This window comes from Rahnella inusitata, assembly GCF_018288855.1.
GTDB lineage: Bacteria > Pseudomonadota > Gammaproteobacteria > Enterobacterales > Enterobacteriaceae > Rahnella > Rahnella inusitata.
This window is the reverse complement of sequence record NZ_CP065024.1, coordinates 2,805,327-2,821,037: the sequence shown is the minus strand read 5'-3', so window position 1 is coordinate 2,821,037 and position 15,711 is coordinate 2,805,327. Positions and strand designations below refer to the sequence as shown.

16 protein-coding genes are annotated in these 15,711 nt (G+C 53.4%); 7 read left to right on the top strand and 9 right to left on the bottom strand.

All coding sequences use genetic code 11. The features are described 5' to 3' along the window. Positions 1–69: 69 nt before the first annotated feature. The 5 genes from I2123_RS13185 to pth all read right to left on the bottom strand — a co-directional run bounded on the left by I2123_RS13185 (position 70) and on the right by pth (position 5,467). Complete coding sequence (locus I2123_RS13185; RefSeq protein ID WP_112167697.1) at positions 70–1,110, bottom strand: ABC transporter substrate-binding protein; 1,041 nt, start codon at positions 1,108–1,110, stop codon at positions 70–72. 44 nt (positions 1,111–1,154) lie between these two features. After that, on the bottom strand, positions 1,155–2,471 hold the full coding sequence (gene uhpC, locus I2123_RS13180; protein ID WP_112167698.1) for an MFS transporter family glucose-6-phosphate receptor UhpC: 1,317 nt from the start codon (positions 2,469–2,471) through the stop codon (positions 1,155–1,157). 89 nt (positions 2,472–2,560) lie between these two features. Then, positions 2,561–4,090 (bottom strand): MASE1 domain-containing sensor histidine kinase, encoded by a 1,530-nt coding sequence (locus tag I2123_RS13175; RefSeq protein ID WP_213050669.1) that lies wholly within the window; start codon positions 4,088–4,090, stop codon positions 2,561–2,563. Continuing rightward, positions 4,090–4,713, bottom strand: a complete 624-nt coding sequence (locus I2123_RS13170) for a response regulator transcription factor (RefSeq protein WP_112167700.1) — start codon at positions 4,711–4,713, stop codon at positions 4,090–4,092. The genes I2123_RS13175 and I2123_RS13170 overlap by 1 nt, the downstream gene beginning before the upstream one ends. Before the next feature lie 163 nt (positions 4,714–4,876). Beyond that, the gene (pth, locus tag I2123_RS13165; RefSeq protein ID WP_213050668.1) at positions 4,877–5,467 is read right to left on the bottom strand and encodes an aminoacyl-tRNA hydrolase; all 591 of its coding nucleotides are present in this window, start codon (positions 5,465–5,467) and stop codon (positions 4,877–4,879) included. Between the two features lie 290 nt (positions 5,468–5,757). On the opposite strand from pth, the gene ychH reads away from it, so the two are divergent. Beyond that, entirely contained in the window at positions 5,758–6,030 is a 273-nt protein-coding gene (ychH, locus tag I2123_RS13160; RefSeq protein ID WP_112167702.1) for a stress-induced protein YchH, read from the top strand. A 118-nt stretch (positions 6,031–6,148) separates the two neighbouring features. On the opposite strand, the gene prs is transcribed toward ychH, so the two are convergent. From prs to I2123_RS13140, 4 genes are all read right to left on the bottom strand, one after another. Beyond that, the gene (gene prs, locus I2123_RS13155) at positions 6,149–7,096 is read right to left on the bottom strand and encodes a ribose-phosphate diphosphokinase (protein ID WP_104921955.1); all 948 of its coding nucleotides are present in this window, start codon (positions 7,094–7,096) and stop codon (positions 6,149–6,151) included. A gap of 307 nt (positions 7,097–7,403) precedes the next feature. Next, entirely contained in the window at positions 7,404–8,267 is an 864-nt protein-coding gene (gene ispE / locus I2123_RS13150) for a 4-(cytidine 5'-diphospho)-2-C-methyl-D-erythritol kinase (RefSeq protein ID WP_112167703.1), read from the bottom strand. A gap of 1 nt (position 8,268) precedes the next feature. Further along, the gene (gene lolB, locus I2123_RS13145) at positions 8,269–8,892 is read right to left on the bottom strand and encodes a lipoprotein insertase outer membrane protein LolB (protein ID WP_112167704.1); all 624 of its coding nucleotides are present in this window, start codon (positions 8,890–8,892) and stop codon (positions 8,269–8,271) included. Between the two features lie 273 nt (positions 8,893–9,165). Further along, positions 9,166–9,867, bottom strand: coding sequence for a YopT-type cysteine protease domain-containing protein (locus tag I2123_RS13140; RefSeq protein WP_213050667.1), 702 nt, complete (start codon positions 9,865–9,867; stop codon positions 9,166–9,168). 408 nt (positions 9,868–10,275) lie between these two features. On the opposite strand from I2123_RS13140, the gene hemA reads away from it, so the two are divergent. The 6 genes from hemA (at position 10,276) to kdsA (ending at position 15,679) form a co-directional block, all read left to right on the top strand. Beyond that, the gene (gene hemA / locus I2123_RS13135) at positions 10,276–11,538 is read left to right on the top strand and encodes a glutamyl-tRNA reductase (protein WP_112167706.1); all 1,263 of its coding nucleotides are present in this window, start codon (positions 10,276–10,278) and stop codon (positions 11,536–11,538) included. 33 nt (positions 11,539–11,571) lie between these two features. Beyond that, a complete protein-coding gene (gene prfA / locus I2123_RS13130; RefSeq protein ID WP_112167707.1) occupies positions 11,572–12,654 on the top strand; it encodes a peptide chain release factor 1 in 1,083 nt (360 codons plus the stop codon). Next, positions 12,654–13,484 carry a peptide chain release factor N(5)-glutamine methyltransferase gene (gene prmC / locus I2123_RS13125; RefSeq protein WP_213050666.1) on the top strand — a complete coding sequence of 277 codons (831 nt, stop codon included), beginning with the start codon at positions 12,654–12,656 and terminating at the stop codon, positions 13,482–13,484. The genes prfA and prmC overlap by 1 nt, the downstream gene beginning before the upstream one ends. 44 nt (positions 13,485–13,528) lie before the next feature. Continuing rightward, positions 13,529–13,918, top strand: a complete 390-nt coding sequence (locus I2123_RS13120; RefSeq protein ID WP_112167709.1) for a SirB2 family protein — start codon at positions 13,529–13,531, stop codon at positions 13,916–13,918. 2 nt (positions 13,919–13,920) lie between these two features. Next, positions 13,921–14,730, top strand: a complete 810-nt coding sequence (sirB1, locus tag I2123_RS13115) for an invasion regulator SirB1 (RefSeq protein WP_112167710.1) — start codon at positions 13,921–13,923, stop codon at positions 14,728–14,730. A 94-nt stretch (positions 14,731–14,824) separates the two neighbouring features. Then, on the top strand, positions 14,825–15,679 hold the full coding sequence (gene kdsA / locus I2123_RS13110; protein ID WP_112167711.1) for a 3-deoxy-8-phosphooctulonate synthase: 855 nt from the start codon (positions 14,825–14,827) through the stop codon (positions 15,677–15,679). Positions 15,680–15,711: the final 32 nt, after the last annotated feature.

The following is a 15,711-nucleotide window of genomic DNA, read 5'->3' as shown; positions in this document are numbered from 1 at the left end:
TAAATAATTTTTTGCCCCTCCCCGTAGCCGGGGAGGGGGCTGAATCCTATCAATGTGTTACGTGGGCTTTTATTGTGTCTCTTTGCCCATCTTCACTTCGTTGACCCATTTGGTGATCAGTTCTTTACGCATATCGGACGCGCCGTACTTGTCCATATCGTAATTGATCAGTTTCAGGTCGCTCATTTTCAGCGAGTTCGGGGAGGTTTCTGCGGTGGTGTTGGTCAGGATCTGATAGGACTGGCCTTTCTTCCACGCCAGTTCTTGTGCCTCTTTGGACAACGCCCAGTCGACAAACAGTTTTGCGTTATCCAGATTGCGTGCACCTTTCAGAATACTGACGCCGCCGATTTCATAGCCTGAGCCTTCGCACGGGGAGATCAGTTTCAGCGGTGCGCCGCTCTCTTTTTCCTGAGCGTAATCATGCAGGAAGCCAATGCCGATGGCGGTTTCGCCGCGTGCAGCATTACGGGCCGGGGCGATGCCGGATTTGGTGTATTGGGAAATGTTGGTGTTGAGCTTTTTCAGGTAATCGAAAGCCTGATCTTCGCCCCACAGCTGCGCAAAGGTGGCCAGCGCGGTGTAGGCGGTGCCGGAACTCTGCGGATCGGCAATCTGAATCTCGCCCTTGTAGACAGGGTTGGTCAGATCCTTCCAGCATTTCGGTTCGGGCAGGTTTTTCTCTTTCAGACGGTTGGTGTTGACGCCGACGCCCAGAATGCCGATATACACGGCGGAGGAGTAGTTACCTTTACGCTTGGCCGGATCCTTGAAATTCGGCATGATTTGCGCAAGGTTAGGGGAAATGTATGCCTGCAACAGATCCATCTCACCCGCCTGCGACTGCGGATCTAAGGTGCCGCCATACCAAACGTCAGCCTGCGGGTTTTTCTTCTCCGCTTCTACTTTCGCCAGCGTGCTGCCGGAGCCGTTGCGGATAAAGGAGGTTTTGACGTCATACTTTTCGCCAAAGGCTTTGGTTTCTTCTTCACACATGGCGTTGGTGGCGGAGCAATACACCACCAGGCGGCCTTTGGCCTGGGCGGCACCGGTGAATGCGGTCATGGCAATGGCCGCGGCGAGGAGGGAGTAGGTGAGTTTAGATTTCATGGTGTTTACCTTTTTCTTGTTATGTTGCAGGACAGAGAACCTTGTCAGTTGTCCGGCGGAGCGGACTGTAATTCGCGTTTGCTGATCCCGGCCATCATCATGGGCATCAGCAGCAGCCCGACGCATGCCGAAGCCATCGTCAGTACGGCAAAAAATCCCCACCAGCCGTAGTGTTGCATCACCACTGCCAGTGGCCACCCGGCCAGCGCCGCGCCGAGGTAGGCGAACAGGCCGAGGAATCCGGTCACCGTGCCCGCCGCGTCTTTATGTGAATATTCCGTGGCCGCAAGACCTATCAGCATTTGCGGGCCGAAAACAAAAAATCCGATGCTGAAGAAACTCAGCGCCAGCAGCCCGAAGTGATGAACCGGCGCCAGCCACAGGGCGGTGACGGTTAGAAACAGCCCCAGAGAAAACAATAAAATCATCGGTGCGCGCTGCCCGCGAAACAGCAGGTCAGAGCCCCAGCCGGCGAACAACGCGCCTAGCAAGCCGCCGAGTTCGAAAAGTGACAGTGTCGCGTTTGCACTGAGCAAATTGACGCCGTGGTTCTCCGCCAGCCAGATATTGCCCCAGTCGTTGAGCGCGATGCGGATCAGGTACACCAGCACGTATGAGACGCCGAGCAGCCAGAGGGTGCGGTTCTGCAAAATCGTCTCGCGCAAAATCTGCATCATGCCCATTGGCGGGCTTTGCTGTTCCTGGCGGAGCTCCAGCGGATCACGCCGCCATTCGCCTACGGTCGGTAAGCCTTCCTGCTGCGGTGTGCCGCATAGCTGGCGACACAACCACAATCCGAGAACAATGCCCACCGCACCCGGTACCAGCAACGCCGCCTGCCAGCCCCAGGTGGCCGCCAGTAATCCTGACAGCAGCGGAACCGCCGCACTGCCAATGTTGATCGACGTATTCCAGCAGCCCCACCAGAACCCGCGTTCATTGCGTGAATACCAGTGCGTCAGCAATCTGGCGCACGGCGGCCATCCCCAGCCCTGAAAAAATCCGTTCAGCGTCCACACAATCAGCAGTGCAGTCAGCGAATGGCAGAAGGCGAACAGGATATTCAGCACGCCGGTCATCAGTAACCCGACGCCCATAAACCAGCGGGCTCCGGTACGGTCGCTGTAGATCCCTGAGATAAATTTTGAGCCGCCGTAGGCCAGATAAAACAGCGTGCCGAGCAGGCCGATATCGCCTTTGGTCAGCCCCAGTTCCAGCTGCATCACCGGCATCGCAAAGGTCACGCTCCGACGGGTGAGATAGAACGCGGCGTAACCGATAACCATCGACAGCAATAAATGCACGCGCCAGTAACGGTAGTTTTTATCCACATCAGTGGCGGATAACGGCGTTGCGGTCATGGTGTTCTCCAACGTATTGAGGCGAGTGTAGGCGGGTGTTTTGTCGGGCGGATGAGACAAGGTTTTAGATGACTAGGAATTATTCCTAGTCAGGGCGGTGTTCTTTGCAAATTTGTGGGCAACTTAACAATTATGCGCGTACCGGCCTGCTGGCTGAGCACCCATTCGCCGCCGAGCGCCCGGACCCGTTCTTCAATTCCGCGCAGCCCGAAACCTTCCTGCACCGGCTGAGTGAAGCCGATGCCGTTGTCGCAGACGTCCAGTACCAGCATAGGGTGTTGTTCGGTCAGGCTGACGCGTACCTCGGTGGCTCCGGCATGCTTGTTGATGTTGTTGAGCAACTCCTGCACCAGCCGGTAGAGCGTGAAAATCAGAGTATCGTCGGTAGGCACGCCCGGCAGCCGGTAATCCAGCTGAAAATCGATGCCCTGCTGCGCGAAGGCAAATTCACTGGCCAGATGATGCAGGGCTTTATCGAGCGCCATTTCATCCAGCACCGGCGGGCGGAGCTGGCGCAACAGTTGCCGCGTGGTGTGGTGAATACGCTGGGAAAGTTCGCCGATCTGCTTTGCGGCCGCGTGCGTGGCCTCACCGTGCGGGCTGCGGTCGACCAGCATCGCCTGGATCTGTATCGCCGTGATGTTCTGGCCGATTTCATCGTGCAGCTCGCGGGCAATTTCCTTGCGAACGGCCTCTTCGGTATGCACCAGCCGTTCGGTCAGCTGGCGTCGGGTGTGGAGTTCCTGCTCCAGCTGCAACCGGTAGCGATTGAGATGCGATGCCAGCTGTTGCTGACGGCTGATGGCGATCCCAAGTCCAATGCCGAGCAGCGCCTGCGTCGAGAGAAACAGTTCCAGCTCCAGCAGATCGTGAAAAGCGCCACTCATCTGGCGCGTGACGGTGATCATCAGGCTGCCCAGTACCGCCGCCAGCACGCCGCCTTGCCAGCCAAAGGCATAGGCCATCACCACGTTAGGCAGGAATACCAGAATGATCAGCAGCCTTTCCACTTCGGGTGCCAGCGTCATTTGCAGACAGACGGCGAGGGCGAAGAACAGCGAGCACCAGATCAGTAACGAGGTGCGCAGCGGTGGATCGGGGATCTCCTGCGCCAGCAGGTTTTGCAGATGTTGCTGCTTGAGGTATTCGTAAATCAGATAGATGAAAGGCGTCAGCAGAATACCGCCGGTGAACGAGGCGAGCAGCGTCTGGCTCAGCGGCGAACTCAGCCACAGGCCTGGCATAGCCATCTGTAACAGGCTGTTGCCTGCCACGGCACCGAGCAAAAGTAGAAGCCGTTGCCAGTAGAGGGTAAATCGTCGCCAGAAATGCTGCACCAGCGCGGCGGGGATCAGGCTGAGGAACGGCGAAAGCAAAATAATCCAGTGCGTCTGCAACTGTTCACTGTGCAGCCAGACTGCAATGCCGAGCTCCGACGCCAGCATCGCCGGCCAGTAACGGCGCGAAAGCAGCGTCATCAGCGCCAGGCGTAAGCCCTGCGGCAGAAGCAACATCGCCTGCTGACCGTTTTGCGTGAGGTAAAAACTGATCGACCACAGCGCCAGCCAGCACAGGCTGTAAAAAATGGCGAGAAACAGCGTCAGGCCAAATCTGCGCATCAGGCGAGCAGGTTATGCTGGATGGCGAAATGCACCAGTTCGATAGTGGTTTCGCACTGGAGTTTTCCGAGGATATTGGCACGGTGGACGTGAACGGTTTTATGGCTGAGTTCGAGCTGTTCGGCGATGGCCTTTACGCTCAGCCCGTTGACCAGTAAGTCGAAAATCTCGCGTTCGCGCGGCGTCAGCGCCTGAAGCGCTTTCGGCGTTTGCTGGCTCTGGCGCAGCGCCAGCAGGGCATCTGAACAGAGATAACGGCCACCGGCGTGAACCGTGCGCACTGCCTGCACCAGTTCTTCAGGACCGCAACGCTTGGTGAGATAGCCGCCGGCACCGGCGTCCAGCGCGCTTTGCACGAAGGCCGTGGTGTCGTAAATACTCAGAATAATGGCACGAAAATCAGGCCGCTGATGGCGTATGCGCGAAAGCAGACTCAGTCCGCTTTCGTCGGGCATGGCGATATCCATCACTGCCACGTCAATGTTCATTTTCAGCAGCGACGACCACGCGTTCGCCGCCGAGGCGTACTGGCCGACAATCTGAATATCGGGCTCAAGGCCGAGCAGCTGGGCAAAACCGGAGCGAACCACTACGTGGTCATCAATCAAAGCAACGTTAATCATTAGGCGTAACTGAATGTAAATGAGATTCGCATAATGCTCATGAATAGTTGCGATTGGCAACAAGGAGCTCAGGAATTGCAGGGCAGGTAACGGAATTTTAGTTACGGCAGGGGGCGGCGGGAAGAAAAGGGCGCGAAGACTCTCCGCGCCCTGTCAGAAAGCGTTACAGCTCGGCTTTGAAGCTATGCAGGCGGCGCATAGTTTTTTCCAGGCCTTCTTTCATCAACAGCTCCGTGCAGCGCAGCGCTTCATCGATCGCATCATCAATCAGCTTTTGCTCATTGGCCGGTGGTTTACCCAGTACGAATCCCACCACTTTGCTCTTATCGCCCGGATGACCGATGCCGATCCGCAGACGGTAGAAGTTCGGGTTATTGCCGAATTTGCTCTGAATATCTTTCAGACCATTGTGGCCGCCGTTACCGCCGCCGAGTTTGATTTTCGCCAGCCCCGGAGGAATATCCAGCTCGTCGTGGGCGACCAGAATTTCTTCCGGTTCAATGCGATAGAACTGTGCCATCGCCAGCACCGCTTTGCCGCTGAGGTTCATAAAGGTGGTCGGCACCAGCAGACGAACGTCCTCACCTGCCAGAGACAGCCGTGCTGTATAACCGAAAAACTTACTTTCTTCTTTCAACTGCTGATTGTGCTGACGGGCGAGGAGGTTGACATACCAGGCACCCGCATTGTGACGGGTTTGGGCATATTCGGCACCGGGATTGGCCAGCCCGACAATTAATTTAATGCTGCTCACGGTTTTCGCTTCTTTATCTGGTGAGGTTTAGGCGCACAGTTTACCTGCGTGTCAGTGCCATGCCAAATAAAGGGCGGGGGAAAAACCGCTGATAGCGTCGAAAATGAATAATGCCAACAGATAACTATTCACCCTGCGAACGTATATGTCTGGAAAACGTAAAGTTTTGTCACTCATTGTTCGTTGAATGTGATCGTTGCCGCAAAGTGAACCGGTTGGGACGTCTATAGTTAAGGCAGGAAAAGACAAGACAGCAATGATGCTAAATGAACGCTATCTGGAGGTGACATATGAAACGTAAAACCGCAACAAGACTGGGCAATGCCCTGATGGGTCTCGGTTTGCTCACAATGGTCGGTGGCGTTGGTTATTCCATTTTAAATCAACTGCCTGAGCTCGGACTGCCGCAGTTCCTGGCGCACGGCGCGATTGGCAGCATCTTTATTGGTGCGATTTTATGGCTGGCCGGTGCGAGAGTCGGTGGACGCGAACGTGTAGCAGATCGCTACTGGTGGGTACGTCATTACGACTCACGTTGCAGTAAGTCTCATCGCCATTCCTGATGTAGCCTGAAGGCTGGACATAAAAAAACCGTTGTCGCTCACGCCACAACGGTTTTTTGCATTTCTGATGAATCAAAACATTTAAAACAAAACGCCCCTGAAAACAGGGGCGTGATGATTAATGCTCGAACATCGCAGAAATGGATTCTTCGTTACTGATGCGGCGGATAGCCTCGGCCAGCATACCTGACAGCGTCAGGGTACGGACTTTCTTCAGCGCACGAATTTCAGCGGAGAGCGGGATGGTGTCGCATACGATCACTTCGTCGATGACGGAGTTACGGATGTTTTCCACTGCATTGCCGGAGAAGATCGGGTGAGTTGCATAGGCGAATACGCGTTTTGCACCGCGTTCTTTCAGTGCTTCAGCCGCTTTACACAGCGTGCCACCGGTATCAATCATGTCATCAACCAGAACGCAATCACGGCCAGCGACGTCACCGATGATGTGCATCACCTGAGAAACGTTTGCGCGTGGGCGACGTTTATCAATGATGGCCATGTCGGTATCGTTGAGCAGTTTAGCGACGGCACGGGCGCGGACAACGCCACCGATGTCCGGAGAAACCACGATTGGGTTTTCCAGGTTCTGTTGCAGCATGTCTTCGAGCAGGATTGGGCTGCCGAATACGTTGTCTACAGGGACATCGAAGAAGCCCTGAATTTGCTCTGCGTGGAGATCCACGGTCAGAACGCGGTCAACGCCAACGCTGGAGAGGAAATCAGCCACCACTTTCGCGGTGATAGGGACACGGGCTGAACGAACCCGGCGATCCTGACGTGCGTAGCCGAAGTAAGGAATAACGGCGGTGATACGACCGGCGGATGCGCGGCGTAAGGCATCAACCATCACGACCAGTTCCATCAGGTTATCGTTAGTAGGCGCGCAGGTGGACTGGATAATGAAAATATCTCCGCCACGTACATTTTCGTTGATTTGCACACTTACTTCACCGTCACTGAAACGACTGACGGCGGCGTCACCAAGGCTGGTGTATAAACGGTTGGCAATACGTTGTGCTAGTTCCGGGGTGGCGTTACCAGCAAAAAGCTTCATATCAGGCACGAGAAGAACCTCAGGCTTGCGTCCAGGGAAGACATTGGCTTTTGGCACCACCGGGCGGTGAGCGGTACCAAAGCATTATGCTCACGAGAAAAAACTTACCCGTCATACTTCGAGCCGCAGATTCGTTGGCTGCTCTCATTCACCCAAATCACTTACATGAGCAAGCTCGTTGGGAGTCATTCGATTGCCGCCTTCCTGCAACTCGAATTATTTAGGGTAATAAATCTTGAATCTTAAAACAAAACTCGGTGTGAATAAGTTGTAGCAATTAGCTGGCAAAGAACAGACACAAAACGACTGTGACGCTCTACGCTTTGCCCGCATCCCTCAACCAGGTTTCACGAAAACGGTGCAAGGGCGAGATGTTAACGCCTTTCGCGACAAAACCCCGCATCCACGATGGGGCTTTGTCTAAAACGTGACGGGCAGCAGATTCGGTGTCGAATTCGGCAAACACACAAGCCCCTGTCCCAGTCAGTCTTGACGGCGCGTATTCTAACAGCCAAGAAAGTAGCTGTTCAACCTCGTAAAATCGTTTTCTCGCAATCGGTTCGCAATCATTTGCGTAAGGCGTGTTCAAAAGCACATTAACAGTGCGTTTTGGTGTATTTCTGGTCAGTTCAGGATCGCCGAAAATCACCGGGGTCGGAATACTCACGCCGGGGTGGGCAATCAGAAACCATTTTTCCGGCGGTTCTACCGGGTGCAAAATCTCGCCGACGCCTTCAGCAAAGGCCGCATGACCTGTCACAAAAACGGGCACATCGGCACCGAGGCGGATACCCAGCTGCGCCAGTTCGGTATCAGAATAGCCACAATTCCATAACGTATTGAGCGCGATGAGCACGGTCGCTGCGTTGGACGAACCGCCACCCAGACCGCCGCCCATCGGGATACGTTTTTGCAGAGAAATCTCCGCACCCAGAGAGACGCCCGCGTGTGACTGCAACAGACGCGCGGCGCGGATAACCAGATTCTCGTCATCCGCCACGCCGTCCGTTGGCGTGGTCAGCACGATCGCGCTGTCATCACGTACGGTAAAACTCAGGCTGTCGCCGTAATCCACAAACTGAAACAGCGTCTGCAAGTCGTGATAGCCGTTCGGGCGCTGCCCGGTGATATAGAGGAACAAATTGAGTTTAGCCGGAGACGGCCACAATTGCTGCGTCATCTCAGTTAAGCGTCCAGTTATCCATTTTCAGCTTGATGCGTTGTTCGCCCTGCGTCATTTCCAGACGCTGCGGCAGGGAAGGTTTGGCATCGTCGTCGTAGCTTTGATAAACCACGGTGCCCGGTTTGCCGTTCTGCGTGAACTTGACCTGAGACAGGCGGTACTGGCTGTCGAGGGTGAAATCGGTGCCATCACCCGGCAGGCCGAGCATCCACAAACGCAGATTATCCAGCGGGATCGACATACCGGTCAGCTTCTGGATCATGTCGTCTGGATTGTCGCTGGTGTAATGCTTGCCTTCATTATTGGTCAACTGCGCCACGCCGCTTTGTACTTTTAGCTCCATTTCGGTGCTGCCGAGCGGGTTAGTCAGCAGTAAACGGTAGCTGTCGCGGGAATATTGTTGCCAGAAAAAGCGGGCATAGACTTTCTGTTTATCAGAAAGATAAGCAAAAGAGCCGCGGGTCTGATAGTGGTCAAGCTGTTTGACCTGAGCTTCGTGTTCACGCCATTGCGCCGACGTCGGGCTGGTCGCCGGGCCTTTGGGCGTATTAAAAGAACACGCGGCAAGCACTAAGCTTGCAAGAGGGAGAAGGCGAACAAAATGGGTTTTACGCATTGGCATAACAGATTAAATCCTTTGTGCGATGGCGAAATGTTGTTTTGGTTAACAAAATGACTCGATAAACCAAAAGGTGCCAGGACAAATTCGGCGTGCGCTAGTTTAGCACAGCCAACGCATCGGGTGTTCTCAACCCTGTGCTGATGATCGGTGATACACCTGTTTTGGGACAATGCTGAGGGGAATACCCTCTACGCGGGGGGTAATCGAAGGGCTAAAGGACGTCACCCTGACCTTGTTTCAAGGTCAGGGTGACGTGAAATAATATTTATGATTTTAAAATGAAAAAAAATGTTTCTTATCTGTTTTATTCATTTTCAGTACAAGCCAGCTATCACCCAGTCTGGGGTACACGGCACTCATATATTCATTAATGAAATCTGAAAAATCATTTTTTCTTTGAAATGTAAATTCACCTTTATTAGAATCAAAGAAACGAATGGCGTCACGGTCGTTGGTCAGTGAATAGCCCATTGCATGTACACCCAATACGCCATTAATAATAATGAGTCCATATAAGGGGGCAGTTTGAGAACCTATCGCCTCCTTAAAAAGGGATGTAGTGAATGCGCTATCAATGTTTCCGGTGAAAAAATTTGTTTTAGAACTGGCTAAATTAAGATTGCGTTTATGCCCCCACTTCTTAACTTGTTCAGCAATGACCGTATTGTAGAGTCGTATGTTATTTTTAGCGAAAGCACTGCCAGAACTGAGAATCAGCTTGTCATTATCGTCAAAATAGAGATTGTCCGTTTGCGAGAGAAGAGACTTTTTCAGTTCTTTCACATGCCACTTTTGCCAGCGTGATACTCTCGATTGTACTTTCTTTTTCTCAAAGTAATCTCCACTCAATTTATATTTACTTGTCGCATATAACCATGCGAGAGCCAGAGAAAAACAACACCCATCATCGTGTTTTTTTAATTTTTTATGACCTGCAATATAATCCTCTTGATCAAATGACATTGTTTTTAACATGCTTACTCTTCTTTTTTCTCTTGTATGGGATAATGAAAAGAATATTGCCATGGGGCAAGGTAAGTAGCAGCTGAAACGATCTACATGATATATTTAATAACTCTACATATTGAGTGTTGATAATTAATGTCTTTCTTGTAATGGAGAAAGTTTATTTTTGTTGTGGGTAAAAGGTCAGAAATAAAAATCAATGAGATAACTGGTTTTTTTACATTTCTGCCCCGTTCGTCGCTGGGATTCTTCTGGCAGGGTGCTGCAAACGCAAAGATCAGAAAAGCAGAACCAAATCCACATCAGGATTTAACCGATGATGCTGTACGCCTTTTATTGATCTCGCGCATCTTGTAGAATGCGCAGCAGACGTAAACCCATACTATTATAAAGTATAAACCGATAACCGCTCCCTATATGACCCTGCTTGCATTAGGTATCAACCACAAAACGGCCCCGGTGTCTCTGCGGGAACGGGTAACCTTTTCACCCGAGACACTCGATCAGGCGCTCTCCAGTCTGCTCCAGCAACCGCTGGTGCAGGGCGGCGTGGTGTTGTCTACGTGCAACCGCACTGAGCTGTACCTCAGCGTCGAACAGCAAGGCAATCTGCAGGATCAGTTAGTGAAATGGTTGTGCGACTATCATCATCTTAGCGAAGATGAAGTGCGCAAAAGCTTGTACTGGCATCACGGGAATGAAGCCGTCAGCCATCTGATGCGCGTCGCCAGCGGGCTGGATTCCCTGGTGCTTGGCGAGCCGCAAATTCTCGGGCAGGTCAAAAAGGCCTTTGCCGAATCTCAAAATGGTCAGGCGGTTTCCGGTGAACTGGAGCGTCTGTTCCAGAAGTCCTTCTCCGTCGCAAAACGTGTGCGTACTGAAACTGATATTGGTGCCAGTGCCGTTTCTGTTGCGTTTGCCGCCTGTACGCTGGCGCGTCAGATTTTCGAATCCCTTTCAGAAGTGAGCGTGTTGCTGGTCGGTGCGGGTGAAACCATCGAGCTGGTCGCGCGCCATCTGCATCAGCATAACGTCCGCCATATGATGATTGCCAACCGTACCCGCGAACGTGCGCAGGCGCTGGCAACTGAAGTCAATGCGGAAGTCATCAGCCTGCAGGATATCGATTCCCGTCTGGCCGAAGCTGACATCATTATTAGTTCGACTGCCAGCCCGCTGCCGATTATTGGTAAAGGCATGGTGGAACGCGCATTGAAAGCCCGCCGTAACCAGCCAATGCTGATGGTGGATATTGCCGTTCCGCGCGATATCGAGCCCGAAGTCGGCAAACTGGCCAACGCCTATCTGTATAGCGTTGATGACCTGCACAGCATCATTCAAAACAATCTTGCCCAACGCAAAGCTGCCGCTATCCAGGCAGAAACTATCGTTGAGCAGGAGAGCTCCAACTTCATGGCCTGGCTGCGTTCGCAGGGAGCCGTTGAAATTATTCGTGATTATCGCTCGCGTGCTGATATTATTCGCGCCGACGCAGAAGCCAAAGCGATCGCAGCGATTGCGCAGGGCGCTGACGTCCAGGCGGTGATCCATGAATTAGCCCACAAATTGACAAACCGCCTTATTCACGCGCCAACCCGTTCTCTGCAACAGGCAGCCAGCGACGGTGATGTGGAGCGTTTGCAAATTTTACGCGACAGCCTCGGGCTGGGTCAGCAATAGTTCCTCCTTTTCTCACAGGGTTAAACACCACGCATGAAGCCTTCTATTGTTGCCAAACTGGAAGCGTTACAAGAGCGCCACGAAGAAGTGCAGGCGATGCTCGGCGACGCCAGCGTTATTGCCGATCAGGACAAATTTCGCGGTCTTTCCCGCGAGTACTCCCAGTTAACCGCCGTTTCTGAGTGTTTTCTGGCCTGGCGTCAGGCGCAGGAAGATTTAGAAACCGCCGAAATGATGCTCGACGATCCCGAGATGCGCGAAATGGCGCAGGACGAAATCAAAGACTGCAAAGCCACCATCGAAGAGCTCGAAGAAAAATTACAGCTTCTCCTGTTGCCGAAAGATCCTGATGACGAGCGCGGCTGTTTTCTTGAAATCCGTGCCGGAACCGGTGGCGATGAAGCGGCGATTTTTGCCGGTGATTTATTCCGCATGTACAGCCGTTACGCTGAAATGCGTCGCTGGCGCGTGGAAATCGTGAGCGCCAGCGAAGGCGAACACGGTGGTTATAAAGAAGTGATTGCCAAAGTGATCGGCGAGGGCGCTTACGGCCAGTTCAAATTTGAGTCGGGCGGACACCGCGTTCAGCGCGTGCCTGAAACCGAATCTCAGGGGCGTATTCATACATCCGCCTGTACCGTGGCGGTAATGCCAGAAATCCCTGAAGCCGAAATGCCGGAAATCAACGCCGGTGATTTGCGCATTGATACCTTCCGTTCTTCCGGGGCGGGCGGTCAGCACGTTAACACCACCGACTCCGCGATCCGTATTACGCACATTCCCACCGGTATCGTGGTGGAATGTCAGGACGAGCGTTCACAGCACAAAAACAAAGCCAAAGCGTTGTCCGTGCTGGGCGCGCGTATCCGTGCCGCCGAAGTGGCTAAACGCCATGCAGAAGAGGCTTCAACGCGGCGGAACCTGCTGGGCACCGGTGACCGTTCTGACCGTAACCGTACCTATAACTTCCCGCAGGGCCGTGTTACCGATCACCGTATCAACCTGACGATTTACCGTCTGGACGAAGTGATGGAAGGCAAACTGGATGCACTTATCCAGCCGATCGTGCAGGAATATCAGGCCGATCAGCTCGCTGCGTTGTCTGAGCAGGACTAATGGATTTTCAGCACTGGCTGCGTGACGCTACCGCGCGTCTGGCCGGGGGCGAAAGCCCGAAGCGTGATGCGGAAATCTTGCTCGGCTTTGTGACTGGCCGGGCAAGAACTTTCATAATGGCGTTTGGTGAAACAGCGCTTTCGGCTGAGCAACTTCAACAGCTCGGGACTCTGCTGGCACGCCGCGAGCGGGGGGAGCCGGTTGCCTATCTGACCGGCGAGCGCGAATTCTGGTCGCTACCGCTCTCGGTTTCCCCCGCCACGTTGATTCCCCGCCCTGATACCGAATGTCTTGTGGAACAGGCGCTTGCACGCTTGCCACAAGGACCGGTTCGGGTACTGGATTTAGGCACCGGCACCGGCGCGATTGCTTTGGCGATTGCCAGCGAGCGTCCGGACTGCCAGATAACAGGTATTGATCTGCAACCCGCAGCAGTCAGCCTGGCGCAACATAATGCGCAAAAGCTCGCCATCCCCAACGCACGTTTCCTGCAAGGCAGCTGGTTCACACCGGTGGCCGGTGAAAACTTCGCGCTTATCGCCAGTAATCCGCCGTATATTGACGCCGCCGATCCCCATCTGGCTCAGGGTGACGTACGTTTTGAACCGGCGAGTGCGCTGGTTGCCGATAATGCCGGTCTGGCTGATCTGGCTCATATTATTCTCAACGCACCGGCGTATCTTCAGCAGGGCGGCTGGCTGTTACTCGAACACGGCTGGCAGCAGGCGGATGACGTTCAGGCGCTGATGCGTGACGCCGGTTATCAGCAGGTATCGACCGTAAAAGATTACGGCGACAACGATCGCGTAACGCTCGGGCAATGGGCGTAGCCATCTAACCCTATAATAATTCGAAATATCCGAGGAAGCGGGCAATGACCTACGTCTGGATAAAAAATCTGCATTTGCTCACTATTACGCTGAGTATTACGCTGTTTGTTTTACGTTTTTTCTGGAAATGGGCGGGTTCTGCTATGATGCAGAAACGCTGGGTGAAGGTCGTGCCGCACGTGGTGGACACGTTGCTGTTATTAAGCGGTATCTCGCTTATCTTCATCACACACTTTTATCCGTTCAGCCCACAGGGAACCTGGCTGACCGAAAAGCTTTTCGGCGTTATTATCTACATCGCGTTAGGTTTTGTAGCCCTGAGCAAGCGCCCCGTTAGCCAGAAAACACGCTGGCTGGCCTTTATTCTGGCCCTGGCTTGTCTCTATCTGGTTCTCAAACTGGCGCTGACGAAAATGCCGCTGCTATTGGGATAACTATGAGTACCCTTGCTGATTTCGAATTTAACACTGCCCGTCTCAGTGCCGGAGTGATCAAAGTGACAGAGTCCGTGCGCTTTGATTTCAATGCGGAAGATGTCCGCCGTCAGTTGCAACTGCTGGTTGATGAAGCGCGCCGTGCCGTGCCTGAAGATCTCGATCAGGATCAGCAGCTCGAAGTCCTGATTGAACTGTTTTACCGCACCTGGGGATTCGGCGGCGCGGGCGGTGTGTATCGCCTGTCCGATGCTATCTGGATCGATAAAGTGTTGGCCTCTAAGCAGGGCACACCGGTCTCGCTGGGTGTGATTTTTCTGCACATTGCGCACGAACTTGACTTACCACTGATGCCGGTCATATTCCCCACGCAGCTGATCCTGCGCGCAGACTGGCTGGATGAAGAGATGTGGTTGCTCAATCCTATCAACGGCGACACCCTTAACGAGCATATGCTCAGCGTCTGGCTCAAGGGCAATCTCGGCATCACGGCAGAAATCGAAGACGACGATCTGGAAGAAGCGGAAAACACCGTGATCGTGCGTAAAATGCTCGATACGCTAAAAGCAGCGCTGATGGAAGAAAGACAGTTTGAACTGGCGCTGCGGGCAAGTGAAACCGTGTTGCAGTTTGATCCGGAAGACCCTTACGAAATCCGCGATCGTGGCCTGATTTACGTGCAGCTCGATTGCAACCAGGTGGCGGTGTCAGATCTTAATTATTTTGTTGAACAGTGCCCGGAAGACCCGATTTCAGAAGTGATCAAAGTGCAGATCCATGCGATTGAACACAAGCACGTGACGCTGCATTAATTTATTATTACCTTACGTTATCATCTGACGAGTATCGAAAAGCGCCTCTGAAGGCGGTCGCAGATGAAGGATTTATCACTAAAAAGGCCAAAGCATGAAACATAAAGTGGTTAGCATTCAGGACATCAACGTCGCCAACGATCTGCCGTTTGTGTTGTTCGGTGGGATGAACGTACTCGAATCGCGCGAAATGGCGATGCGCGTGTGCGAACACTACGTCACCGTGACGCAGAAACTGGGCATTCCTTACGTTTTCAAGGCGTCTTTCGATAAAGCCAACCGCTCATCGATTCATTCTTACCGTGGTCCGGGTCTCGACGAAGGCATGAAGATTTTCCAGGAGCTGAAGCAGGCTTTCGGCGTGAAAATCATCACCGACGTTCACGAATCCTGGCAGGCGCAGCCGGTCTCTGAAGTGGTTGACGTTATCCAGCTGCCTGCGTTTCTGGCGCGTCAGACTGACTTAGTGGAAGCGATGGCGAAAACCGGCGCAGTCATTAACGTGAAAAAACCACAGTTCGTCAGCCCTGGTCAGATGGGTAACATCGTCGATAAATTCAAAGAAGGCGGCAACGATCAGGTCATTCTGTGCGATCGTGGCAGCAACTTCGGTTATGACAATCTGGTTGTCGACATGCTGGGCATGAACGTGATGATCAATGCCACAGGCGGTCATCCGGTCATCTTCGACGTGACCCACGCCCTGCAAACCCGCGACCCGTTTGGCGCAGCGTCCGGCGGCCGTCGTGCTCAGGTTGCTGAGCTGGCGCGTGCGGGTATGGCGGTCGGTATCGCCGGTCTGTTTATCGAAGCGCATGAAGATCCGGCTAACGCGAAATGCGACGGCCCGTCCGCACTGCCTTTAGAGAAACTGGAACCTTTCCTGGTTCAGATGAAAGCCATCGACGATCTGGTGAAAAGCTTCCCGGCACTCGATACCAGCAAATAATCTGGCGGTATCGGAATGAACAAAGGCGACCA